Source organism: Novipirellula methanifontis (genome assembly GCF_052161655.1).
Lineage (GTDB): Bacteria > Planctomycetota > Planctomycetia > Pirellulales > Pirellulaceae > Novipirellula.
Map to the genome: position 1 here is coordinate 989,885 of NZ_CP197418.1, position 24,664 is coordinate 1,014,548.

A 24,664-nucleotide genomic window follows, 5' to 3' on the forward strand; every position below is an offset into this window, starting at 1 on the left:
TTACTCTGGACCCACTTCGCAGAAGCAGCCCAGAATGGGGATGAGTAGGTGGAGTGTTGTGGCGTTGTCGTCAGCTTCCTGTGAAAAGGAGGCTGCTGTTTTGGTTGTCACGAACCAAGACATTGACGATTAACGCCACTCGCTCCGCTCTTTGGTTACTTGTTAGTTACTTGCTTAAAAAATGCACTGCGTTCGATTGATGGATTTCGTCTCCACCAAGCCACCGGGTGCGTCGGTATTGCGTTTCTGCCAGCCCCCCCTCCTTCGATGTTAAAACTGAGTCACGGTAAGTAAAAACGGATTAGTTCTCGCTGCCTTTGGAATTCAGCGAGTAGTAGCTGGACAGCATGATTTCGGGTGCTTCGACATCGCTGCTGGTCCAGTAATCGGGATGTTGAGGAAAGCCGTTGTTGATGTAGCCGTCGCCGTTTTTGTCTTGGATCGCACGAATCGATCCGTCGGCCATCAAGACATAGGCGACACCTAGGTGCAGCGGAGCCATGCCGCGGTAGTCTTGTCGCGTTTTGTGGTTCCAAACACGCAGCCAACCTGAAACGCCTTCACGTGGTGTGCCCGACGGAAGCGTGGGGACTTCGAGTAAGCTCCAATCCGAGCCGTTGTTGATAGCGACCGGTTGTCCAACCATTGAGGTGGCGTAGAGTGCACTGTCGGGGATTGTTTCACCCACACCGGTTTCCAGGAAACCGATCGCTGCTGCATCGCACAGCAGCGGAATTGTGCTGGCAGGCGCTTTGCCCGAATCGACTCGATTGGTGGAAAGTGGGCCGCGTGTCTTGTAGCGACCACGCGTGTCGTTCATTAGCTGCTTGAACTCGTTGCTTGCCGATGCGATAGCGTCACTGCATGCCGTTTCGATTGCGGTGGCGTTGCCGTGTACGTCAAAGCTGAACTCGGTTCGAAACAGTAACCAAGTGCCTGCGTAATTGGTGTTGTATCCTTTTTGGATTAAGCGTCGATCAACTAGGCTTGCCCGGCCGGCGAGGTCGTTTACTGATTTTTCGTCAATCTCGCGAGCGATATTCATCACTCGATCGCCCATCGCGTCTTCGAAGGGCTCGCTGCCGAGTCGACGACTCTCGAGACAGTCGACGCAGGGGGTGCAACCTGCATATTGCGACAAATTGATTTCGCTAATGTCCATCGTCAACAGTTGCTGGATCGCAGTCGATGCCATTGCGGGATTGCCGGGGCATCGCATCTCACTGACTAACACGCCGCGATCCACGAGATCGGCAACCCATCCAAACTCGGTGGGAACGCCATCGCGTTCATAATTGAAATCGCCTGAGCAAAAGGTTGAATCGGGGGCGGTGACGGTTCGTGAGGTCAATCCGACACCGAATTGCTTTAGGTTGCTTTGGCACTGAGTTCCCCGTGCGGCAGCTCGAGCTCGATTGATCGCGGGCAACATCAGGGTCGCGAGTACCCCGATGATCGAAATCACGACCAGCATTTCGACCAGCGTGAACGCCGTGGACGCTCGCTTTGTCGAGCCTGAGGTGTCCGCTCGGTTAGACAACATGACTTTTCTCAAGTGATTTTTTGTTGGGTAGACGATGAAGTCCAAACATTCCTGCGTATTCAAATTCCAGAAGATGAAAGCAAGGTGATGGCAGTGATAAGATTGATGTAAAATTCGAACGTCGCTTTCGCTCGGCAGTGTTCGGGTGTCAGTGATGACAGCCGTTGCGGCCAGGAATCCACGTCCGAGTTAACGTCGCGGCGTCAACATTGCGGAGCATTTAAAGCGGTCAGATGCTGCTTGGAAATGGCAATCTGAGTTACTCACAAACCCTTCATCGAGTCTTAATGAGATGTCGGGGGGCGGGGGGAGACACGGGCTTCGCATTTTGCCTACAGATGTCTGTGAGAGCACCGCCGTTGGGGCGTAGCGGCAGTGAGGGTTCCGTTAGGAAGTCGCGGATCGAACAAGTTCGTGTTCCCGAATGTGTCGGACGGATCGAGTGCGTTAACGGACACTTCATAATTGCAGACCACGATTTACTCGCAAATGAGACGGTATTTTGGATGCGTGACAGCAACTTTGAGCATTTTCCAGCAAACGGATCCCACGCTCGACTTCGCAAACGACAGCTTGATCGACTGAACGCATTGTTGATGGTGGCTCAGAAGCGTCCGTTTTATGCGGATCGGCTGCGTGGGCTGAGATTGCCCCTGACGTCGCTCGAGCAACTTCGGCAAATCCCGCTGTTGACCAAGGCTGACTTGGTTCCCGCGTCGCAACCCAAACCGGCAGGCATGTTTGATTTGCCGATGTCGCATTACACCCGCATGCATCAAACCAGCGGTACTCGAGGGTGGCCGTTGCCGGTGCTGGATACCCAGGACGATTGGAGATGGTGGATTCGTTGTTGGCACTACGTGTTGGACGTGGCACAGGTGACGGAGAACGATATTGCCATGATGGCGTTTTCGTTTGGTCCCTTCATTGGATTTTGGACCGCCAATGACGCCATGATTGATCGCGGGGCAACCTGCGTCCCGCTCGGCGGGATGTCCAGCGAGTCACGTTTGACGATGATCCAAGAGCACGGTTGTACCGTGCTGTGCTGTACGCCTACCTACGCGTTGCATTTGGTCTCGACCGCAAAATCGCTGGGGCTGGATCTGACAAAAAACAGTGTTTCGCGGATCATTGTGGCGGGGGAACCCGGCGGGTCGTTGCCTGCGGTCCGGAATCGAATTGAACAGGCATGGGGGGCCAGATTGATCGATCATGCCGGGGCGAGTGAGCTTGGGGCTTGGGGATTTGGTAGTCCCGATGGACGCGGGCTGCATGTCATCGAGTCGGAATTTATTGCGGAAGTGCTCGATTTCAGCGGCGACGATCCTGGCGGCAGCGAAGTCGTCGAGGGTGAGATAGGCGAATTGGTGCTGACCAATCTGGGGCGTTACGGAGGTCCGGCGATTCGCTATCGTACCGGTGACATGGTGCGAGCCTTTCGCAAACATGATCAGCCGTCTTCGTTCCTATGGCTCGAAGGAGGCGTGATGGGTCGTGCGGATGACATGATCGTCGTTCGCGGAGTGAATATTTTTCCTAGCAGTATTGAGTCGATTATTCGCGAGACGAGCGAGTCGAGCGAATATCGAATCATTGTCGAGCAAATCGATGAAATGGACCAGATTCGCATCGAGTTGGAAGGGACGGCGGAGCAGGCGGCACATGTCGCACACCTGCTGCGTGATCGACTCGCGCTGCGGGTCGAAGCGGTTGCGGTCGCCGAAGAATCCCTGCCCCGATTCGAAGCCAAATCGCGTCGTCTCGTTGACCAAAGGTCTAGCCAAGGTTAAACCGTGAGCACGATGAATACCTCCGAAAACAAATCTGCGTCAAACGAATCCGATCTCACGCCCGTTTCGATTGCCCGCGAAGGCGAAACGGCGATCGAAATTCAATGGAATAACGGTACGAGCACTCGCTGGACCGTGGCTCAATTACGGGCTGCCTGCCCCTGCGCAACCTGTCGCGAAAAGAAACGCGGCGAACAGGAAAAGCAGGCCGAGAAAAAGCAGGCGTCGCCGAAATCACTTAGCCTGCCAGTGCTCAGTGCCGAAGAGGCTCGGCCGCTGCGGATCGAATCAATGCGGCCAGTGGGCTCGTATGCCTACAGCATCGCATTTTCCGATGGTCATTCCTCCGGCATCTTCCCAATGAAAATGCTGGCCAGCCCGGCCGAATAGTTCGATGGTATTCGCTCCCACTACTCTCGGTCAGGCAGCAGAAAACAGATGACTTCGCGATCGTTTCGCACGATCAGATGCCGGCCTGCGATGGTTGGCACATTCCATGTTTTTGAGTTGAGGGCAGGCAAGCGAAGTTCGAGTTGATACTGCTCTTCGTCCAATTTGACAAACAGTACGTCGCCTGCTTCATCCTGGACCACGATCGTATCCTCTACAACCAGAATTTGGCCCTGCCCCGAACGTTCGCGTCGAGGTTGTTGCCACCGCTGTTCTCCGTCTGCAATCGCCACCGCCTCGAGTGATCCATTGCTTAGTGCGTAAGCGGTGTCGCCGATGGCAACCGTGTCGGTAAATTTGGTTTTTAATACACGGCCTGATTGCCAAACCGACTTTGCCGCGAGTTCTCCATCCGCATCGGCTGTGACTTCGACGAGAGCGCTTCCACCACCATAGCCTTTGCCGACCAGCAATCGGTTTTCACCCGCTAGGACCACCGACGAGCAATTCGCCGCCGCATTACTTTGCCCAGGCCACTCGAACGACCACAAGCTCCTTCCATCCTCGATGCGATGTCCGCTAACCGTGCTTTCGTTGACAATCACAATTTGGCGTTCTCCCGCCAAGGTCATTAGCATGGGCGAAGCGTAACTGATTTGGTCCTCACCGGCGGTCCAGCGAATTTCGCCGCTGGCGGCGTCAAACGCGATCAATCCCCGGCCCGCTTTGGCCAAATCGGACGGTGGAATCGCAGGATCGCTTGGCCCGCCAAAGGGTACGACGCACAAGCCGTCAACCAGCAATGGCGAAGCTGCACGTCCCCATGCGATCGCCGTTTCGGACTGAGCTTGGTTCCATCCGGCAAGTTTCAGCAAGTCGTCGCTCCAGACCTCTTCACCTGATTTGATGTCGATGCACCAAAGTTTACCTGTGGCTCCGAGGGCATACACTCGCTCGCCCATGATCGTCGGAGTTGATCTTGGGCCGATTCCTCCCAGTGGATGTTCGTGTCTCGCTTCATGGCTGACTGCCCACAGCAACGCACCATCGCCAAGCCGGTAACATGTCAATGATTCGATCTTGTCGCGTTGTTCCAGGGTGAAGGCTCGGTCACCGGTAACAGCAACGCCCGACCATCCTTCGCCAATTCCTTGTTTCCACAGTAACTCGACCTCCGATGCATCGCCAGGAACCGAGAATTGACGCTTTGAAATAAAGCCATTTCGCGAGTTTCCTAGAAAACCAGTTGAGGCTTCGGCGGCAATCGTCTTTTCAGACGGATCGAGCGGCGTGATGGAATCGGTGGATCCTGCTGTGATCGGAATACGTTCGGGTTGATTAACGCTCCAGAATCTCGGTTTGAAATCAGGAACCATTTCGCCACTAAAACCCTCAAATCGAAAAAGAGTGGCGAGCATGACTGTCAATCCAATAACCACGATTGGGACAAGCAGCAGGTAGCCATGGTATCGAGCAAGACGGAAAATCTGGATTAGTATCGTCAGCAGCGCTATCGCGATCACGCCAAACGAGAACAGATTGGCGTTCTGGTGATCTCGCTGGGAAACGAATTGCTGCAGCAAGAAAACGACGATGCCCGCAGTGATTGCTACCACCACAATCCGCAACGGAAAATTAGGTTCGCGGTGAGCTGCTAAGGGAGAGTGCTGGGCAGTATTGTCGTCTTGACGACCATCGTCATCGGTCGGAATGGGTGCGCCATCTTGATTCGAATCGGTCAAGGAAGAGTCTCGATCTCGGGAAGGATGACTCGCAACAAGTGGCAAGTCGAGAATTCCCGTCCATTATACTGCTCGCTGCGATTGCAGCGTATGGAGCTAAAGAAGCGTTCGAATCATGATTGCAAGCCTACGTCGTTTTCGACATCGATTACAGCGGTAGGCCGCAGAACAAAAAACGCGTTCCAGCCAATGGCGAGGGACACGAAACATCATGCTTTTGCATCGCGGGCACTGTTTATCAAAATTGGCCATTTTTTTTGCTCCTTTCGTAAATAGGAACTGTTTTGTCACATTCGCCAGTAGAGTGGGGGGAAATGCTGATTTCAAGTCAACAAAGGCCAGTGGGCCGTTTTTGCACCACCCGGACTGGGTTAATGGATGGATATTTTACTTTGTTGCGTATTTTTATCAGATGAAGGTGCCAAGAGCCTCGTTAATAAATTTTTAAAAATCTGGCGAGCCATCGACGATGGCTCCGCTCATACCAGCGTTTACGTTCTTCCGACAAGCGAAGCTAGTTAACGCTGGCGGTGGCTGGCGTTTCCGGCTTCATGCCTGAAAACGTAGACGGAGGTTTGCAGTGTGATGCTGTTGAGTCGGTAGGATATCGTGGTAAGGCAACGTTGCGCTGTGCCGTCAGACGGTTTACAATAAGTGTCCTGCCCAATCTTTCCCCGCCTCACCACTGCCAATTCCCATGCCGATTTTTATGGGTGTACCGAAACCGCTGCTTGTCGGTTGTACGACGGTCTGGCTGATTTGCTTCGTGCTGACTTGTCTGCTCGTTCAACAGCGATCTGCTACCGCGACAGAGCCTGCCGAATCAGTGTCGCAATCCGAGATCGACTTCTTTGAAAGTCGGATTCGCCCGGTGCTCGACGAGCATTGTTATTCGTGTCATTCAAGCGACTCAACGATTGTCCAGGGCGGATTGTTGTTGGACAGTCGCGAGGCGACCCACATGGGGGGCGATAGCGGTCCCGCCGTTGTACCGGGGAACGTTTCGGAAAGTCTGTTGATTTCGGCGATCCAATACGATGACTTTGAAATGCCGCCCAAGCAGAAGTTGCCGCAATCGGTCATTGACGATTTTGTCACTTGGATCGAAAGAGGAGCAGTTGATCCTCGCGCGCAGGCCGCGGTTGCTCCGCGTCCTGGAATCGATCCCGTTGCCGCTCGCGATCATTGGGCGTTTCAAAGCGTGGTTGCACCCGAGGTGCCGCAGGGGGAAATCAATCATGACGATCGAGATTGGGTTCGTAATCCGATCGACGCCTTTGTGCTGGCGAAACTCAATGACAAGGGTTGGCGTCCGGCAGCCAAGGCCGACAAGCACACGCTGCTAAGACGTGCGACATTTGATCTGATCGGATTGCCACCGAGCCAGAGTGAAATCGATGCGTTCCTTGCCGACGACTCGCCGCAAAGTTTCCAGCGGGTGGTGGACCGTTTACTCGCGTCGCCTCACTACGGCCAGCGTTGGGGGCGGCACTGGTTGGACCTTGTTCGCTATGCGGACACCAACGGCGCAGATGAAAATCACAAGATGCCTCATGCTTGGCGTTATCGCGATTGGGTCTTCGACAGGCTCAATGAAGATCAGCCACTCGACGAATTTATCATCCATCAACTTGCTGGTGACTTGTTGCCCACGGACGATGAACAAATCAATCGTGAGCGGATCACTGCAACGGGAATGCTGGTGATCGGTCCCAAAATGCTGGCCGAACAAGACAAAGAAAAAATGAGGATCGACATTGTCGACGAGCAAATCGATACCGTCACTCGCACCATGTTGGGGATGACGGTCGCGTGTGCTCGATGTCATGACCATAAATTTGATCCGATCTCAACGGAAGACTACTACGCGTTGGCAGGCATCTTCTCAAGCACTCGGTCGATGCTGCATGAAGACTTTGTTTCGAAATGGATGGAGCGAGATCTGCCGTCGAAACAGATCGATGAGCGGCGCAGCGAACACCAAAAGAAGATTGACCTCATCCGAGCGGTGGTCGAGAGAATCGTGGCCGACGCCAACGCGGCTGTATTGGCAAAATTGGGTACGGAGACGCTGCCAGCCAAACCCGAAGACCAATACCCCGAAACCACAAAGAAACAACTCGCTGAAGCTAAAAAAACGTTAGCCGACGTTGAAAAAGCGATGCCCGCGTATGACGTCGCGATGGCGGTCGAAGAGGGAAGTCCGACGACGTTGGCGGTGCATATCCGTGGCAACCATCTTAGCAAAGGCGATGCCCCGGTGCCCCGTGGCGTGCCCCAGCGGCTGCAAAGCGTAGCCGGGTTGGACACGATTGCTGACAACGAAAGCGGGCGTCTGAATTTAGCTCGCTGGTTGACCTCGGACGATCATCCGCTGACCGGACGTGTGATGGCCAATCGATTGTGGATGTGGCATTTCGGTCAGCCTTTGATGGGGGCACCTTCGAATTTTGGTTTGCAGAGTGAAGCTCCGCTCCATCAAGACTTGTTGGATTGGTTATCGCGACGATTGATTGATGATGGTTGGTCGCTAAAGCGAATGCATCGCATGATCATGCTCAGCAGTACCTACCAAATGCGAAGCGACCTTGCTGACTATTCTGAAGATGACCCCGAAAACGAGTACCTCTCGCACCAGAATCGCAGACGACTTGAGATCGAGCCTCTGCGTGATGCGATTCACATCGCTGGCGACTCGTTGGACCGCACGTTTGGGGGTAGCCCGCTAGATGCGGATGCCCCGCGACGTTCGGTTTATTTGCTGATCAATCGAGCGGCGCTGCTGGATCTGTTTTCAACCTTTGATTATGTCGAAACCGCCAACCATATCGAACAGCGTCCCGTTACCACGGTGCCTAATCAGGCCCTGTTCTTGCTCAACAGCAACCTTGTCCATCAGCAAGCCGAGCGGCTGAGTGCATCGATGTTGGACCACGAAGACGATGAGGACCGAATCACTCATTTGTGGATGAAGTTGTATGGCCGTCCGCCCACCGAGGCCGATATCGCTCTTTGTCAGGAATTTATTGCGGATGCTGCTCAGCGACTTCCCGATGGGGCGAGTCCTCAGCAAGCTTGGTCGGGACTGTGCCGCACATTAATCGCAGGGAGTTTATTTAGCTATGTCGATTGAATCCAATCACTGTGACTCGTGCTATCGAAATGGATCTTGGTTGCACCGCCGCGACTGGATCAAGGGATCGATCGGCTTGGGCGGCATTGCCATGGCCGATTTGATGGCTGGCAAGTCGGTCACCGCTGCCACCTCACTCGAGGATTCAGCTGCGACGTTGCCGCATTTTGCACCGCGAGCAAAGCGAGTTATTTTCTTGTTCATGCACGGCGGCCCGTCGCATGTCGACACGTTTGATTACAAACCACAGCTGGGCAAACATGATGGCAAGCCGCTGCCGTTTGATAAACCGCGGATCCAGTTCGCAAAAACAGGCAACTTGCTCAAAAGTCCTTGGAAGTTTCGACAGTACGGGCAATCCGGTGCGTGGGTCAGTGATCTGTTTCCCCATGTTGCAAAACATGTTGATGATTTGACGTTTATCAAATCAATGCATGGATCCAACGAAGCCCATGGCGGAGCGATGTTGAAGGTGCATACCGGTTCGGACACCTTTGTTCGACCCAGTATGGGATCGTGGATTAGCTACGGACTGGGCTCGGAAAACGAGAACTTGCCAAGCTTTATCACGATCAATCCGACCTTGGGACATGGTGGGGTGCGGAACTTTGGTTCGGCCTTTTTGCCGCCGATCCATCAAGCCACTCGAATCGGATCGACTCGTGCCCCGATGAAGAACGCAAGGATCGAAAATCTCGCCAGCGCCACTGCGACCACGCCAAAGCTACAACAGTTGCAGCTCGAATTGCTGCACAAGCTCGACGCTGCCAATGCGGGTGCTACGGGATTGGATGCTCAGTTGGCGGCGAGGTTGGAATCGTTCGAGCTTGCTTTTCGGATGCAGATGGAAACGCCCTCGCTGATGGATCTTTCCAAAGAAACCGCAACCACGTTTGCCGAGTACGGGATCAATGGCGGCCCGACTGACAATTTTGGGCGTCAATGTTTATTGGCCCGCCGTTTGTCGGAATCCGGGGTGCGGTTTGTCCAAGTCACGCATAACTACTGGGATCAACACAGTCATCTGAAAGAGAAACATACCGAATTGGCGGGCGAGGTGGACCAACCGATCGCTGCCCTTCTCGCCGATCTGAAACAACGTGGATTGCTTGAAGACACGTTGGTGATTTGGGGCGCCGAGTTTGGGCGAACGCCGACGGCGCAAGGCAACAATGGTCGCGACCACAACCCGCATGCGTTTACCTACTGGATGGCTGGCGGCGGAGTGAAGCGAGGGTTCAGCTACGGCCAATCGGATGAGTTTGGCTTTTATGCTGCGGAGCAGAAGGTTCACATTCACGACTTCCATGCAACGTTGTTGCATCTGCTGGGGATCGATCACCAGCGGTTGACCTACCGTTATGGCGGCCGCGATTTCCGCTTGACCGACGTCGAAGGCACCGTCATCTCGGAGTTGTTTGCGTAATAGACAACACGCTTGCGTGATGTATAGGTGAGCGTGCCTCGACTTTCTGTTTGGGATCAACCGCGTCGGCAGACACTGAATTTGCAATGTTGGAAACCCGGTGACAGCCAGGTTTCTGATCTCAACGAGGGTTACCAGACATGAGATCCGTCGAGCAGTTCCTGGTATTCAGTTCGCAACTTTTGTGTCATCGTTTCAGTGAACTCAGGATTTTCGCTGGCGAGGTTATTGGTTTCGCCAATGTCTTTGGAAATGTCGTAGATTTCGATATCAGTAAGTTTCGCTTTGGCGAGCATCGCAGCTGATTTGCGAGTGACGTTTTGCAATTTTGGGAAGTCGCCGCCATCAAGCTTTGCCAGCACTTTCCACTTGCCATCCCGCATCGCGACGCGGGCTTCGTTGATTGCGTTGTAGTAGGCCCAGACCAGCGGTTTGCTGCGAACAAATGGCTCGCCATCTAGCCAAGCCGAGAACGATGCACCGTCAAGTTCGAGGTCCTCGGGAGGGGTGACGCCGGCGAGTGAGCAAAACGTCGGCAGAAAATCGAGCGAGGAAAGTGGCGTCGTGCTGACTTGCCCGGCTTGGATTTTTGCTGGCCAGTTGATGATTCCGGCAACACGAAATCCAGCGTCGGTGGTGTGCAGTTTCATGCCTCGCAGCGGCCCAGGGCGTCCGTAAGATCGTTTTGCGTTGGGATAACGGTTGAGGGTTTCCGGACCGTTGTCGGACGTGAAGATGATCAAGGTGTTTTTACGTAATTCGAGCTTTTCAAGTGAATCGATAAGTCGCCCGACCGCGATGTCGACATTAGTAACATTGGCAAAATACTGAGCCTCATTTTCATTCACAGCCACGTCGCGATATTGATCTACTAGCGATTGCGGAGATGCGACCGGCTCGTGGGGTTCGTGAAAGGCTGCGTACAAAAAGAAGGGTTGTGTTTTGTCCGCGGACTTTAGCCAATCAATGGCTTCATCCACAACGATTTGGCAGCTGAATTCGTCAGTGTTGCCGATCGGAGTGCCGTTGCGAACGAAGTTTTTAGGCGAGTCATGCGACGGTGCTGCGTTGTTCTGGGTGGCGAGCCAGTGGTCGAAACCAAAGTCGCCAGGCTGAGGTTGCTCCGCTGAATTGAACTGGCTGTTGCAATGCCATTTGCCTGCCATGCAGGTTGCATAGCCCGCTTGTTTTAACAACATCGGAATGGCCACCTCGTCGGCTTGCATGTGGACTTGGTCGCGGCGATCGGGTTGTGGGGCACTGGATTCAGGGATCCAGTCGTAGACGCCCGCGCGGTTGGGGCTGCGACCCGTCAGTAGGCCAACCCGAGAAGGTGAGCAAACAGGGGCGGCAGAATAGAAATCCGTGAAGCGGATGCCGCCATTGGCCAGCTGATCGAGATTGGGGGTTTTGATGTGAGGGTGACCGTAGCACTGGATGTCGCCGTAACCCAGGTCATCGCAGAGAAGAACAACGATATTAGGGCGGTCGTCGGCATTCGCGTTTTGCATCGTCGCAAGTGATTGCGCGATGAGGACGATTGCAATGAGTAGGGAACAATGGAGCGATAGTGAAATGCGATTCATTAGTTGCGACTCACTGAAAAGAAATCGAAAGGGGGCGACGCAGGACTGGACGATGGAGGAAACAACAAGTTTACTCGATCATGATGCCTGATCTTCGGAAGGCAGATTTTTAAGCATCGCTTGTTCGGTTAACTGCTTTTCTCGCTTGTGAGTGTGCCATAGCTTTAGCATGATCCACAAAGCGGCGAACGTTCCTGCGAAGGCGAGTGCGGCATAGAACAGCGGTTGCACAAAATTGTTTGAAATGTGTTCGGCTGCTTTGCCGGTCGATTCGATTGATCGGCCTACGATGCCCGCCTTGGAGACCACGATCGGGTTCCCGTCGGCATCAAAAACGACTTCGTCACCGCCGAGAATGCGTTCCGGTTCGGCCAAGATGATCGTCGTGGTGGCGACCGTGAACAGCGATTTGCCTGGGTTCGCTTCGATGAAACGTCCCGCAAACGCGACGACTTTTTCAGTATCGTTGCGGATCAGCGATAGCACGCCGGTTCGTTGTGCGGCGGGCAACGCCGCAATTTCGTCGGCATGACGCGCGATCACGATCGCTTGATCGCTCGTCATTTTGCTGGCCAGTTCGGCTCCGTCGTCGCCAAAATGTTTTAATAGCACCAGTCCGGCGCCGGGATGTTTCAGTTCGGTCTCTATTGCCTTGGCACCATAGCGAGTGACCGCGGTGCTGAGTGCTTTTCCTGATTCGCCCGCGGCAAGTTTACCCAGTGCCGCACGGACTTGCGATGCCGGGATCTCATCGAGTGCTTTCATAACGGGCAACACCGCCGCGCTGTTGTCCAGAGCCCGTAGCACTTCCGGGCCGTGCTTGGCGGTCAGCTTGGCAACCTGCTCGACCGCTTCTTCACCCCCTTCGCGTGCCGCCATCGTTGCGACACGTTCCATCACTTCTTTGCTGGCACTTTTGGCTAGAAACTCGGTCGCTTGTTCGGCCCCTTCTTTGCCAAAGTATTTGACGACGGCTTTGACCACCGAGGTGGGGATCGAGCTTGCCGTCAATCCCTGCGCTGTGGCGTTCCGACCCGTTCCCATCATGAACATGATGAACAATGCCGCCATCGTGTAGCTGCAAACATTGGAACGCGAGGCGTTAAAGAGCTTCGTCATGAGTTACACCTGGGGAAACGATTTTGGTAAAGAATTGGTCGCGGTAGGCGTTCAGTAACTGGTCACACACGAGCGGCAGGGTTGCTTTTAATCCGCTGGCGTTGTCGATCGAACCGAGGCCGCGCGTTGCAGCGGCCCCGCCGGGTTGCGTCGTGAGCGAATCAATATTGGATTTATGTGGAGCACCGTCTAACAAGGTTGCTTCGAGCATGTCGAGATAATCGTGCAGCTGCTCGCTGACTTTGCTCTCGAATTTTTCAGTCATCCACCAATCAATGATCAAGCCGACGGCCAATCCAACGCCCAGCCCGACGACGGTTCCCACCGGACCGACAAAGCTTCCGCCACCGGCACCTGTTGCCGCAGCACCCGCAGCGGTTCCGGCACCTGCGGCGGCACCGACGGCGGCGGTTGCGGAAAAACGTGCCAGCAGTCCAGCGACGATGGTGGTGGCCGCATAGCTGCCGGCTTCACTGATCAAAATCACGACGATCGCGTTATAGACGCTCGTCGCACCCTGCTCGGCCGAGAAAGATTGCAACTGATGCGAGATCGATTCATAGAACGTTTCATATTGATCGAGTTGGACTTCGGGAAGGTCCGCCACTTCGAGCGACGCGTGCACATTGACCAGCATGCGCTTCTGATTGGCATCGATCTCTTTGCGAAAGTCATCGAGGATCGCGGCAATGTCGTCCGTCAGAACCTGTTCCGAAAACAGATGCTTTTCAAACTTCACCGCGACATAGTCTTGGATGCGATTGTCTTCTTGCCACCAATCGCCTGGCATTCGTTTGACGATTCCCAAGCGAGTCGAGATGCTGGTCAAGTCATTGACAAACGGGGTCACGCCGCGATGGTAGCGGCGGATCAGTAGTCCGATTCGCTGGATACAACGATCGGCCGCTTCACGATTCAGCCGGTCGGTCTTTGTGATCTCCGGCTCGACTTCGCGATCAAAGAACGCGGCACGGACCACATCGCGAGAAGGTTCGAGAACCTTAGGAACGATGACATCAAATTCGTTGCGGGTGACCGGTTCAATCTTTGGCGTCTTCGTCACGTTGAACGTGGCAATGCCCACGAGGCATGCGATCACAACGGCCAGCGACACTGCCACGTTCGTCGACGTTTGGCTGCCCGCATGTCTTGATTGCGGCGAGCCTGTTCTCGACGGGCCTGTTTTCGATGGGTCGGATGTCATCGCCGTTAGCCCCGCCTGGAAATTGGCCCGTCTGGAGATTGGCCCGGTTAAAGATCGAGCGAGATTGAGGGTGCCGCTGCGCTCGGGGGATTTCAGTCGGGTGTCCAGCGACGAGACATTCCAATTTATTATAGCGGATCTGCGTTCACCCGCCTGCAGAGATGCCGGTCACTGTAGAGATGCCCGTTGCTGCAAAGTTGTCTGGGCACGAAAAAACCCAAGGCTGCGTCGTACGCTTTGCCTTGGGCTTGTTCAGTGGTGCCTGCGCGCAGGCGTTTGCGGTCAATTCAGCAGCGAGTGACTGCGAGCGAAGTCGCAGCGATCTTGCCGTTGATTGACTCGTTTTGACTTTACTCGGTGACGATATTGATACGGCGGCCTTCGCGGTCAAACATGACCTTGCCGTCGACCAATGCGAACAATGTGTAATCTTTGCCTTGCCCAACACCTTTTCCAGCGTGGAACTTGGTGCCAACTTGACGAACAAGGATGTTGCCCGCGCGGACGGCTTCGCCACCAAACTTCTTGACTCCACGTCGCTGAGCGTTCGAATCGCGACCGTTTCGGCTGGAGCCCTGCCCTTTCTTATGTGCCATCAGTACCACCTGGGGGTTTTTAGCGTGTTTTGAGCCACGAAATGTAGCAACCCGCCGCCAATCGATCAAGGCAGGCCTACCGCAGGATTCACGCTAGTTTTAGGATTTAGATCTCTTTTTATGCGGACAATCGCGGCTGGCACGCTTATTTGTCGCAAAACCACACTCGCGACCCCTCTTCGGACGGGTTTTTTGGCGGACTCTAATTTGCCCATTTTGACGATCGAATCGACTTGTGACGAGACCGCTGCTGCCGTGATCAGCGACGATGGGGCGGTGATGGGCCAGTGTATCGCGACTCAGGAGGCACTTCACGAGCAGTTTCGCGGGGTGGTTCCCGAGGTCGCCGCCCGTGCTCATTTGGAGCGAATTTTGCCGGTAATCGACACCGCGATTCGGCAAGCCAATGTCTCACCCGACGATTTGACCGCGATCGCGGTCGCCGATCGGCCTGGATTAGCCGGTTCGCTGCTAGTCGGTGTTGTCGCCGCTAAGACCCTGGCGATCGCCTGGCAGAAACCGCTCGTCTCGCTGAATCACCTGCACGCTCACTTGTACGCGTGCCAGTTATCGAGTGAATCGTCGGTCTATCCGTGCGTCGGTTTGATCGTCAGCGGCGGGCATACCAGTTTGTATTACTGCACCAGTCCGCTGGACCTCGAGTACCTTGGTGGTACGATCGACGATGCTGCGGGCGAAGCGTTTGACAAAGTCGGTGCGATGTTGAGTCTAGGGTTCCCCGGTGGACCCGAGGTTTCAAAGTTGGCGGCCAAAGGTAAGCGAGACGCCTATGCTTTTCCACGCTCGATGATCCATGAAAAGCATTTCAATTTTAGCTTTAGTGGTCTGAAGACGGCGGTGCGGTATGCGATCACCGGCCCGGGGCAACAGGACTTTGCAAAACTGCAAATCGATGATCAGGTTAAAGCGGATGTTTGCGCGTCATTTGAAACCGCGGTTGTCGACGTGTTGGTCAGCAAGAGTCGTCGAGCACTGAAACAGTACAAGTGCAAGCAGTTGATCATTGGCGGCGGTGTCGCAGCCAATGGCTATTTGCGTCAACAATTCGAAAACGCCGCTAACAAAGATCACTTCGAATTGACGATTGCCCCACCGGATTTGTGCACCGACAATGCAGTGATGGGTGCGATTGCGTTGGAGAAAATTCGACGCGGCGATTTTGCCTCCTTTGATATCGATATTACTCCCGGGTTACAGCGTGGCTTCTAATTTATTGCTGATCCCAACCGCGATCGAACGCGATAAAATCGTGTCGCAACTGGATGCGTCTGCGATTGGAAATCTTTGGGCGACCGAATTGTGTGGTTTTGGACAGATCGCTGCCGCCGCAAGAACTTCACTGCTAATTGCGAAGTACCGCCCTAAACGGATCATATTGGTTGGAATCGCAGGAGTGTTCTCCGGTCGCGGCGATGTCGGGTCTGCGTATCGGTTCAGGAAAGTCACGTGTGACGGAATCGGAGTCGGCGCCGGTGAGACATTTCGCTCTGCGTCGGATATCGGTTGGGCTCACTTTGCCGACATCGGGGACGCGATCGAGTTCGGCGGATGGGGCGACATGTCCGATGTGGCGGAGGGGCAGTTGCTGAGTGTGTGTGCGGCGTCGCAGTCGGTGAGCGAAGCGGATGCTCGGGCAGAGCGGTATCCCGATGTGGTCGCCGAAGATATGGAAGCCTTTGGTGTGGCGATGGCATGCCAGATGCACAGCGTACCGTTAGAGGTGGTTCGCGGGATATCAAACGACGTCGGCGACCGTGATCATTCGCGATGGCAAATCGACAAGGCACTGCAAGCCGCCGCAGAACTCGTGATTCGGCTATTAGATAGTCGTTGATCGCCCCGCGATCAAAACGAAAACGTAAAACGAAGGCGAAAATGAAAACGCAAGATCGTGGAGCGATCAGCGACACTACTTCGTGAGCTCGTTATGCTATAGGATCCGGCAAGCATCGCTTGTGAAAAACGCTATTCAGAGAGACCCCCACGTGAATCGACCGATTGAACTTGGCATTTCGACATGCCCCAACGACACGTTTGCGTTTCATGCCCTGATGAACCGGTTGGTCGATTGGCGTGGCCTCGATTTTCATGTTCGCCTGTTGGATATCCAACAGCTTAACGATGGGCTGTTTCGCAACGAGTTTGACGTAGCCAAAACCAGCTTTCATGCGGCATTACTACTTAGCGAAGAGACCGTGGTGCTGCCCAGCGGATCGGCGATGGGGTTTGGCGTTGGCCCGCTGCTGCTATCCGCATCGCCCGATGATGCAGGCACCCCCGAGGACGAAAATAAAACGACGCTTTGCCCAGGGGAGCATACGACGGCGACGCTACTGCTGAAAATCTTTCATCCGAAGGCGGCAAACATCAAGCAGGTTGTCTTTTCCGAAATCATGCCGATGTTGCAGCGTGGTGAAGCTGACTTTGGCGTCTGTATTCACGAGGGCCGCTTTACGTGGCAAGACCAAGGGCTCGGCCGCGTCGAAGATTTGGGTGAGCGGTGGGAAACCGAATCGACCACGCCGCTGCCGTTGGGCGGCATCGTGGCTCGCCGAGTCCTGCCACCCGAGGTGACTGCGAAAGTCCAGCAAGTCATCCACGATTCGATCGCCTTTGCCATGGCCGACCGCGACGCCCCGCTGCCGACCATGCGAAAACACGCTCAAGAGTTCAGTGACGAAGTGTTAATGAAGCACGTCGATTTGTACGTCAACGATTGGACGCTCGACTTAGGGGACGTGGGGCGTCACGCGATCACTATTCTATCGCGACGAGCACGCGAGGCCGGCATCGGGATTGAGAAAGCAATCGAAGTGTTTCGGATGCCGACGTAGCTAGTGCACAATCCAACTTTAACGTTGGGGGGTAGTGGACGAGGCTACGAGTCCCTGAAGTTCGGTAGATCGTGGGGACTCGTAGCCTCGTCCACTACAGCAACCCCCAAAATCAGTATTGAATGACGCACTAGGCGAGTTTCCCCATGCTGAGGCATAGAGACTAAGTGCTGTTGCCGCTAAACAACTGCTTGGCAAGCCTACAGATTGCCCAAGTACTCGACTCCTTGCGCCAGTTCGTCGTAGGCCGAGTCGACGGGCATGTCGCGGCGACCAACGACGAAATAGCCACGGTATTGAAAATTCTCGAGCAGCCCGAGTAGCTCCGGAAAATCAGCCGTTCCCTGACCTAGCGGCACCGACAATCCACGGCCTGCCGCTAAGTCGATCACCCCGTCGACCGCACAGACAACCTGAATCCGATTGCCTAATGCCTTGATAGCATCCCGAGGGCTGTGGCGGTTGATGATCAATTGGCCAGGGTTCAGTGCAGCGGCGACGTACGTGTCTTCGCTAGCATCCAAAAGCTCTGCTAGCGTTTCGCCCGATTCGGTGCCCGTTTCGGCAGCGAACATTGCACCGATTCGGGTGCCGTAGCGACCGAGGTCTTCCATGACGCTCTGCAGCGTGACGTAGCGAGAATCGTCTTTTTCCTCGGGAATCATCCCGATTTGGTTGACGGCAACCGGAGCGCCAAGTTTATAGGCGAACTCCATCGCTGCCTTGGTCGCTTCGACTCGGCGGTCGAGATCCTGGGTGACATCATATCCCCGCCGGGTGGGAAAACGGACCGCAGCAACCCGTAAATTCAGATCATCCAGCATTTTCCGCAATTGTCGCAGCCCAGTGTCCGACAATTCAGAAGGGCGAATGCCGTTGCGCGCGTCGATTTCGATTGCCGATGCGCCCATTGCAGCAACCAGCGGCAGTGATTTGCGTAATGGAGCTCGCAAGTTGTCCAATCGTACCGCCACTTTAACTTCAGCCACAGAATTCCTACTTTCGTTTGCACATGAACCTTCGAATCGGCGGCATTTTACTCTGCCGTTATCGAAACGAAAGCCAGTATGGCGATTACCGCCGGATCGTTTCTGCGATCATGGTAGCGGTGCTAGGGCTCTGCGCCGTGGCGGCATCCCCTGCAATCGTCTTGGCTCAATCTCCTTCGCTAGCAAACAGCTTGACTTCAGGCTCGGCCGAGCAATCAAGTTCTCGTGACGCCGTGGCTGCTGTGCCGGCTGATAAGTTGCCGCGTCACATTTGGAACTTTGGCCGCGCCAGCGACATGAACTTCGATGACTGGCCCGACGATTGGCAGCGACGCGTAGGGCGTCGCTATCCCAAATATGTCAAAGTGGCCATTGCCGCCAAGAGCCCCGCTGCACAGCAGCAGTTGCTCGCCATCGACACCATGGTCATTCGCGAGTGGCCTCGGTTACGCAAGCACATCAAAAGTTTGCCGGTGCTGCCGCCATCGCTTGCCGACGCAATGGTGGATCGCTATCTGAACATCGAACTGGATGGCGGTTTGGTGATGGTGCAATCGCCGCCCGTGAAAACAAGTCACGTCTATCAATATCGGTTCAGCGTCAAAGTGATGACCCAAGGGTTACGGCACGACCGCGCCCGGGCAGAGTTTGTTTTTGTCGATTACAAAGGCGAAGAGGTCGAAACGCATTTGACCGAATCGATCACGGGGACCACCGATTGGACCGAGTTGGTGCTCGATCGCATCCGTGCGCCACGCTCAGCCACCGGCGTATTCGTTCGTCTGATTGTCGAGGGCGCCGAAGACGGGCTCGAGGATATTCGCGGTGAAATTGGATTTGATGACATCAGTATCGAGCCTTTTCCACAGTTGCAACTCGTGACCGATCATCCCATGGGGATCCACACGGTTGGCAGTCCTGTGGACGTGGCGGCGACGGTGCTGGGGTTGCCCAGCGGTGCGACTCAGGTTTTGTTTCGGCTTCTTGACGTCGATGGTCACGAGATTGATCGGCAACTTGCAGATATCCCTAACGTCGTTGCAACGGAGGTGGCGTCCACGAGCGCTTCGTCAACATCAACGAAACCCAGCCGACCACGTGGCATGGAAGTGCACTGGGAAAAAACAGATCTGGTGCCTGGGTTCTATCGCGTGATGGCCTCGCTTCAAGGCCGAAATCTGCGCACGTTGGCAACCGAAACAACGTTTGCGGTGGTGGACCCGGCGATTGGTCAATCCAATCAAGGAAGTTTCGGATGGACATTGCTTGAAAGTAGTCGTGACATGCCGCCGCGCGAACTGGCGGGATGGCTTGCTCAGTTGGGTATCAACTGGGTCAAAATTCCGAGTTGGATCGAGCCCGACGATACCGCGACCGCGGACCGAATTTTGGAAGCCAGTTCGCGGTTGCAGGACGTCGGCATTCAAACGATTGGGTTGTTGGACGTACCTCCCGAATCGCAGGTGCCGCTTTACGATATTCGTGGCCGCCGCGATGTCGTGGCATCTCAGTTGTTTCGCGATTCGCGGGTCTGGCAGCCTTTGCTCGAGCCAGTGATGACACGTCTGACGCTGAAGGTAAAGATGTGGCAACTCGGCGGAAATCATGACTACAGTTTTTTAGACCGCAGTCATCTGCAGGAATCGATTGCGGCAATCGCAACGGGCTTGCAAGGTTACGGGCAACCGATCGAAGTCGCGATTTGTTGGCCGTGGACCGAACGTGACTTGTTACCTGCGGAAACTTCGTGGAGTGCAGTGCAACGTTCGGGCGATCCGGAATTGACTGCCGACGAGCTTGATGAATATCTGCGTTTGGAAGAGCAACAAGGCAGCGGACGTGGACCGCAAACTTGGGTTGTGGTCGAGCCTATCGATCAAGGCCGTTACGATCGCAACACACGGATTTTGGATCTCGCCAAGCGAATGGCAACGGTGCGAAAACACCGTGTTCAAGCTGCGTTTGTCAGTCAGCCTCGCGATCCAGAGCGAGGTTTGTTGACCGCAGATGGACGCCCCGAAGAGATGCTGTTGCCGTGGCGTACCACGTCGTTAATGATCGGCAATTTGCGTCAGATGGGGTCGCTGAGGCTACGAAGCAAAGCGGATAATATCGTCTTTGCCGGATCGGATCGCGCCGTGGTGATGATGTGGGCGCCTACCGAACGCGAAGAAGTGATTTACTTTGGCGAACAAGTCCAGGTGGTTGATATCTGGGGTCGACGACAACCGTTGAAACTAGAAACGATCGACGGTCACGCTGCCCACCGAATCAAGATCGGTCCTCGTCCTATCTTCGTGTCCGGTGCCGATCCCACACTACTCGCTTTCCGAATGTCAGTCGAAGTCGAACAAGAGCAAGTGGATAGCCTGCTCGGGCAAACACAGTCGGTTGATATCACGTTCGCGAACCCGACACGCGAGGGTTTGGGAGGTACGCTTAGCATTCAGGCCCCAGAACATTGGTCCTTCAACGAACCTGAGATCCCGTGGGGTTTGCAGGCCAGCAAGAGCACCTCGCTGCAATTCAATCTCGTATTGGGCAACAGTGCAAAGGTCGGCAAATATGAATTGCCACTTCAGTTCGAGCATCAAACGATTCCGCCAAAGAAATTTGTCGTCTATCGCGAGCTGACCGTCGGCCCGATTGGTTTGCAGATCGAAACGGAAACTCGTCTGTTGGCAGATAACCAACTGCGAGTCGAAGTGGAAATGACAAACCACTCCAACATCACTCAAGCTTACGACTGTATGCTTTTCCCAAAGGGCGGAAGGCAATATCAACGGCGGTTTATCACGGTCAAGCCAGGCGAAACGGTGCGTCGCGAGTTCTACTGGAACGATGCCGAGACGCTGATTGGGTCAACAATGTTGCTGCGTGCCGGCGAACAAGACGGCAAGCGAATTTTGAACTACGAGATTCCCGTACGGCGATAAAATTGCCAGGTCTTGATCCGTAGCGGCCTGCATTAAGCAACGTCGGAAGGATAAATATCGGGATGACTCGTAGCGGAAGTCGTCAACGGCTTGTTGATTTAGTGAGCCGTGACGCGTCAGCGGCCGGGTCCCGCGCACTACCCGGTGCCTTACGGCCCACGGCTCACAGTTGCGATTTGCATTTGGATTAAATCAACAAGCCGTCAACGGCTTTCGTGAATCGCAAATCGAAACTCTCGCGTGAGTTCCGCTACGGCACTGATTGTTCCGGTGGGCTTAATATTACCCGACTATCGAATGATTTCGCGAGTTCGCAGCAACTTGATGATGGCGTCGGCACATTCATCAATGCTCTGCTGACTCGAATCGATTCGCAAATCGGGATTCGCGGGTTCGTTGTACTCTGCGGTAACACCAGGGAAATTCAGAAGTTCCCCGGCATCGGCTTTGGCGTATTGCCCTTTGGTGTCTCGCGTTCGGCACACATTGACCGGAGTCGCCACGTGGACCACCAAGAATCGATCTTCGCCGATCAGCTTGCCCACCTTCGTTCGCACCTCCTCGGATGGTGCCACAAACGCTGCCACGCAAATCATGCCCGCTTGATTCAGTGCGTGTGCCAAGTGAGCACTGCGGCGAAGGTTTTCGCTGCGGTCGGCGACCGAGAATCCAAGATCGCGGCTCAGTCCACGACGGACGCTTTCGCCATCGATCATCGCTGCCGCACGTCCTTGCTCGAACAATTTTCGTTCGACGGCCAGTGCGATCGAGGTCTTGCCGCTGCCGGTCAATCCGGTCAACAGCACCGTGGCCGGTTTCTGACCAAATCGAGCTTCCCGTTCTGCTGGCGTCACGGCCGAAACTTCGTTGGGGTTGCCTGAATCGCTCGCTTGTAAATCGTCGTCCCAGATGCTCTTGGCATCACTGTCGCCCGATTTGTCCAAGATCATCCCGGCCGCCACGGTGGCGTTGGTGATTCGGTCGACAACGATGAAGGCGCCCGTGCTGCGGTTACGACGGTAGGCATCGAAGTGCAGTGGGCCACTCAACGAGATGCTGACTCGCCCGATTTCGTTCAGTTCTAACTGCGGTGCTGGCTCGCGATGCAACGTGTTTACGTCCACACGATACTTAAGCGTGTCGATCGTGCCTGGCAACGTTTGCGTGGTGTGTTTAAACAGGTACGTCTTGCCCGGAACCATCGCGTCGGAGTCCATCCACACCAACATCGCATCGATATGATCGCGGCTCTTGGGAAGGTTGCCCTCGCGAACGATCATGTCGCCACGGCTGGCGTCAATTTCGTCTTCGAGCGTCAGCGTGATCGCAAGCGGAGCAAACGCTTCATCGAGATTGCCGTCAAACGTGACGATTTCTTTGACCTTGGACTTTTGCCGGCTCGGCAGCACCATGATCTCTTCGCCCGGACGGATGATACCCGAGGAAATCGTGCCACAGAAACCGCGGAAATTCAGGTCCGGACGGTTCACGTATTGAACCGGCATACGGAAATCTTGCAGGTTTCGGTCGCTGCCGATGTACACGGTTTCCAAGAAGTTCATCAGCGTGCTGCCGCTATACCACGGCATGTTCTCGCTGCGATCGACGAGGTTGTCTCCCTTCAGCGCACTGATCGGAATGAAGTGCAGGTCAGGCAGGTCCAATCGAGTTGCGAAGGATCGATATTCGTCACAGATTTCGTTGAATCGTTGCTCGTCAAAATCGACGATATCCATCTTGTTCACCGCCACGATCACGTGGCGAATGCCCAGTAGGGAGACGATAAAGCTGTGACGTCGCGTTTGCGTTAACACGCCGTGACGTGCATCGATTAAGATCACAGCCAAGTCGGCGGAACTAGCGCCGGTTGCCATGTTGCGAGTGTATTGTTCGTGCCCCGGCGTGTCGGCGATAATGAATTTTCGCTTCGCCGTGCTGAAGTAGCGGTACGCCACATCGATTGTGATGCCCTGTTCACGTTCGGCCTTCAGCCCGTCGGTCAGCAGTGCGGGATCAAAATTGCCGCCCGTCGTGCCGATCTTTTTCGAGTCGGCTTCGAGTTGCGACAGTTGGTCCTCGTAGATCATCTTGCTGTCGTACAGCAAGCGGCCGATCAACGTACTTTTGCCATCGTCGACACTGCCACATGTAATGAACCTCAGCAGCTGCTTGTGCTCGTGCTGCTTCAAGTAGGCTTCGATATCGGTGGCGATCAGATCAGATTTGTGGGACATGCGTCAAATATGAAGTTGAAAGGGTGAAGTTTGGCGTGGGGAGAACACAGAAGAGTGACGGCGAGCGAATGAGGAAGCGTTCGCGGATGGGCGTTAACGCAGCGTCATCACTCGTCGCTCTTCAAACTTCTAGAAGTATCCTCGGCGTTTCTTTTCTTCCATGCCGGCGCCGCCTTCGTCTTGATCGATGATGCGGCCTTGTCGTTCACTGGTCGTCGCCAACAACATTTCCTGAATCACTTCGGGCAGCGTTGTCGCTTCGCTTTCGACGGCCCCCGACAGCGGATAGCAACCGAGCGTGCGGAAGCGAACCATGCGGGTTTCTTCCTTTTCGCCTTCCAGCAGCGGCATGCGATCGTCGTTTCGCATCAGCAGCACGCCGTTTCGATTGACCACCTTGCGCGGGGCGGACAAGTACAGCGGGACAATCGGAATGCTCTCCAGGTGGATGTATTGCCAAACGTCCAGTTCCGTCCAATTGCTCATTGGAAAGACGCGGATCGATTCGCCTTTGTTCACTCGACCGTTGTACAGATTCCAAAGCTCGGGGCGTTGGTTCTTGGGGTCCCAGCGATGAGCTTTGTCACGGAAACTGAAAACGCGTTCTTTCGCTCGGCTCTTTTCTTCGTCACGACGGGCACCGCCAAAGGCAGCGTCAAAGCCGTATTTGTTCAGGGCCGCCTTGAGCGCGTCGGTTTTCATCAATTCCGTGTGCCGCTCGCTGTCTTCCCACGGTTTGATATCGAGCTTCAGACCCTCTTCGTTGGTGTAAACGATCAGGTCCAAGCCGAGTTCTTTTTTCACCAAGTTGTCGCGGAACTCGATCATCTCGCGGAATTTCCACGTCGTGTCGACATGCATCAGCGGGAATGGGATTTTGGCAGGAGCAAACGCTTTTCGTGCCAAATGCAACAGCACCGCCGAGTCTTTGCCGATCGAATACAGCATGACGGGCTTATTAAATTCCGAGACCACTTCACGAATAATGTGAATGCTCTCGGCTTCGAGTTGCTTGAGGTGAGTTAGGTTGTAGTCCGACATCGCGCCGAGGAATCGAGTGCAAAAAGGGGGAGGGCTGGGCCATTTTTGGCCACGTTCAATGCACGAGTATAGAGGTT

The 24,664-nt window shown here is 54.8% G+C and carries 17 protein-coding genes; 8 read left to right on the forward strand and 9 right to left on the reverse strand.

Annotation, left to right across the window (positions count from 1 at the left end):
- Positions 1–301: 301 nt before the first annotated feature.
- Positions 302–1,543, reverse strand: a complete 1,242-nt coding sequence (locus SH528x_RS03530) for a DUF1559 family PulG-like putative transporter (RefSeq protein WP_442509155.1) — start codon at positions 1,541–1,543, stop codon at positions 302–304.
- 506 nt (positions 1,544–2,049) lie between these two features.
- Here SH528x_RS03530 and SH528x_RS03535 point away from each other — a divergent pair.
- Positions 2,050–3,336 carry a phenylacetate--CoA ligase family protein gene (locus tag SH528x_RS03535; protein WP_442509156.1) on the forward strand — a complete coding sequence of 429 codons (1,287 nt, stop codon included), beginning with the start codon at positions 2,050–2,052 and terminating at the stop codon, positions 3,334–3,336.
- Positions 3,337–3,348: 12 nt separating this feature from the next.
- A complete protein-coding gene (locus tag SH528x_RS03540; protein ID WP_442509157.1) occupies positions 3,349–3,726 on the forward strand; it encodes a DUF971 domain-containing protein in 378 nt (125 codons plus the stop codon).
- Positions 3,727–3,746: 20 nt separating this feature from the next.
- Here SH528x_RS03540 and SH528x_RS03545 read toward each other — a convergent pair whose 3' ends face one another.
- Complete coding sequence (locus SH528x_RS03545; RefSeq protein ID WP_442509158.1) at positions 3,747–5,468, reverse strand: outer membrane protein assembly factor BamB family protein; 1,722 nt, start codon at positions 5,466–5,468, stop codon at positions 3,747–3,749.
- Between the two features lie 697 nt (positions 5,469–6,165).
- Here SH528x_RS03545 and SH528x_RS03550 point away from each other — a divergent pair.
- Positions 6,166–8,601 carry a PSD1 and planctomycete cytochrome C domain-containing protein gene (locus SH528x_RS03550; protein WP_442509159.1) on the forward strand — a complete coding sequence of 812 codons (2,436 nt, stop codon included), beginning with the start codon at positions 6,166–6,168 and terminating at the stop codon, positions 8,599–8,601.
- Positions 8,591–10,027 carry a DUF1501 domain-containing protein gene (locus tag SH528x_RS03555; RefSeq protein ID WP_442509160.1) on the forward strand — a complete coding sequence of 479 codons (1,437 nt, stop codon included), beginning with the start codon at positions 8,591–8,593 and terminating at the stop codon, positions 10,025–10,027. The genes SH528x_RS03550 and SH528x_RS03555 overlap by 11 nt, the downstream gene beginning before the upstream one ends.
- A gap of 131 nt (positions 10,028–10,158) precedes the next feature.
- Here SH528x_RS03555 and SH528x_RS03560 read toward each other — a convergent pair whose 3' ends face one another.
- The 4 genes from SH528x_RS03560 to rpmA form a co-directional block, all read right to left on the reverse strand.
- Entirely contained in the window at positions 10,159–11,538 is a 1,380-nt protein-coding gene (locus tag SH528x_RS03560) for a sulfatase-like hydrolase/transferase (protein ID WP_442509161.1), read from the reverse strand.
- Positions 11,539–11,691: 153 nt separating this feature from the next.
- Entirely contained in the window at positions 11,692–12,732 is a 1,041-nt protein-coding gene (locus SH528x_RS03565; protein ID WP_442509162.1) for a hypothetical protein, read from the reverse strand.
- Positions 12,716–13,936: a hypothetical protein gene (locus SH528x_RS03570; protein ID WP_442509163.1), complete on the reverse strand. Its 1,221-nt coding sequence runs from the start codon at positions 13,934–13,936 to the stop codon at positions 12,716–12,718. The genes SH528x_RS03565 and SH528x_RS03570 overlap by 17 nt, the downstream gene beginning before the upstream one ends.
- Before the next feature lie 350 nt (positions 13,937–14,286).
- Complete coding sequence (gene rpmA, locus SH528x_RS03575) at positions 14,287–14,532, reverse strand: 50S ribosomal protein L27 (RefSeq protein ID WP_339941165.1); 246 nt, start codon at positions 14,530–14,532, stop codon at positions 14,287–14,289.
- Positions 14,533–14,724: 192 nt separating this feature from the next.
- On the opposite strand from rpmA, the gene tsaD reads away from it, so the two are divergent.
- The 3 genes from tsaD to SH528x_RS03590 all read left to right on the forward strand — a co-directional run bounded on the left by tsaD (position 14,725) and on the right by SH528x_RS03590 (position 17,387).
- Complete coding sequence (gene tsaD, locus SH528x_RS03580; protein WP_442509164.1) at positions 14,725–15,762, forward strand: tRNA (adenosine(37)-N6)-threonylcarbamoyltransferase complex transferase subunit TsaD; 1,038 nt, start codon at positions 14,725–14,727, stop codon at positions 15,760–15,762.
- A complete protein-coding gene (gene mqnB, locus SH528x_RS03585) occupies positions 15,752–16,387 on the forward strand; it encodes a futalosine hydrolase (RefSeq protein WP_442509165.1) in 636 nt (211 codons plus the stop codon). The genes tsaD and mqnB overlap by 11 nt, the downstream gene beginning before the upstream one ends.
- A 151-nt stretch (positions 16,388–16,538) precedes the next feature.
- A complete protein-coding gene (locus SH528x_RS03590) occupies positions 16,539–17,387 on the forward strand; it encodes a menaquinone biosynthesis family protein (protein WP_442509166.1) in 849 nt (282 codons plus the stop codon).
- A gap of 200 nt (positions 17,388–17,587) precedes the next feature.
- Here the strand turns inward: SH528x_RS03590 and SH528x_RS03595 are convergent, their stop codons facing one another.
- Positions 17,588–18,376 (reverse strand): sugar phosphate isomerase/epimerase family protein, encoded by a 789-nt coding sequence (locus SH528x_RS03595; RefSeq protein WP_442509167.1) that lies wholly within the window; start codon positions 18,374–18,376, stop codon positions 17,588–17,590.
- A 23-nt stretch (positions 18,377–18,399) separates the two neighbouring features.
- Here SH528x_RS03595 and SH528x_RS03600 point away from each other — a divergent pair, with 23 nt between their 5' ends.
- Complete coding sequence (locus tag SH528x_RS03600; RefSeq protein ID WP_442509168.1) at positions 18,400–21,312, forward strand: COG1470 family protein; 2,913 nt, start codon at positions 18,400–18,402, stop codon at positions 21,310–21,312.
- Between the two features lie 290 nt (positions 21,313–21,602).
- Here the strand turns inward: SH528x_RS03600 and cysN are convergent, their stop codons facing one another.
- Together cysN and cysD are read right to left on the reverse strand one after the other, a co-directional pair.
- Positions 21,603–23,546, reverse strand: coding sequence for a sulfate adenylyltransferase subunit CysN (gene cysN / locus SH528x_RS03605; protein ID WP_442509169.1), 1,944 nt, complete (start codon positions 23,544–23,546; stop codon positions 21,603–21,605).
- Between the two features lie 129 nt (positions 23,547–23,675).
- On the reverse strand, positions 23,676–24,587 hold the full coding sequence (gene cysD, locus SH528x_RS03610) for a sulfate adenylyltransferase subunit CysD (protein ID WP_442509170.1): 912 nt from the start codon (positions 24,585–24,587) through the stop codon (positions 23,676–23,678).
- Between the last annotated feature and the right edge of the window lie 77 nt (positions 24,588–24,664).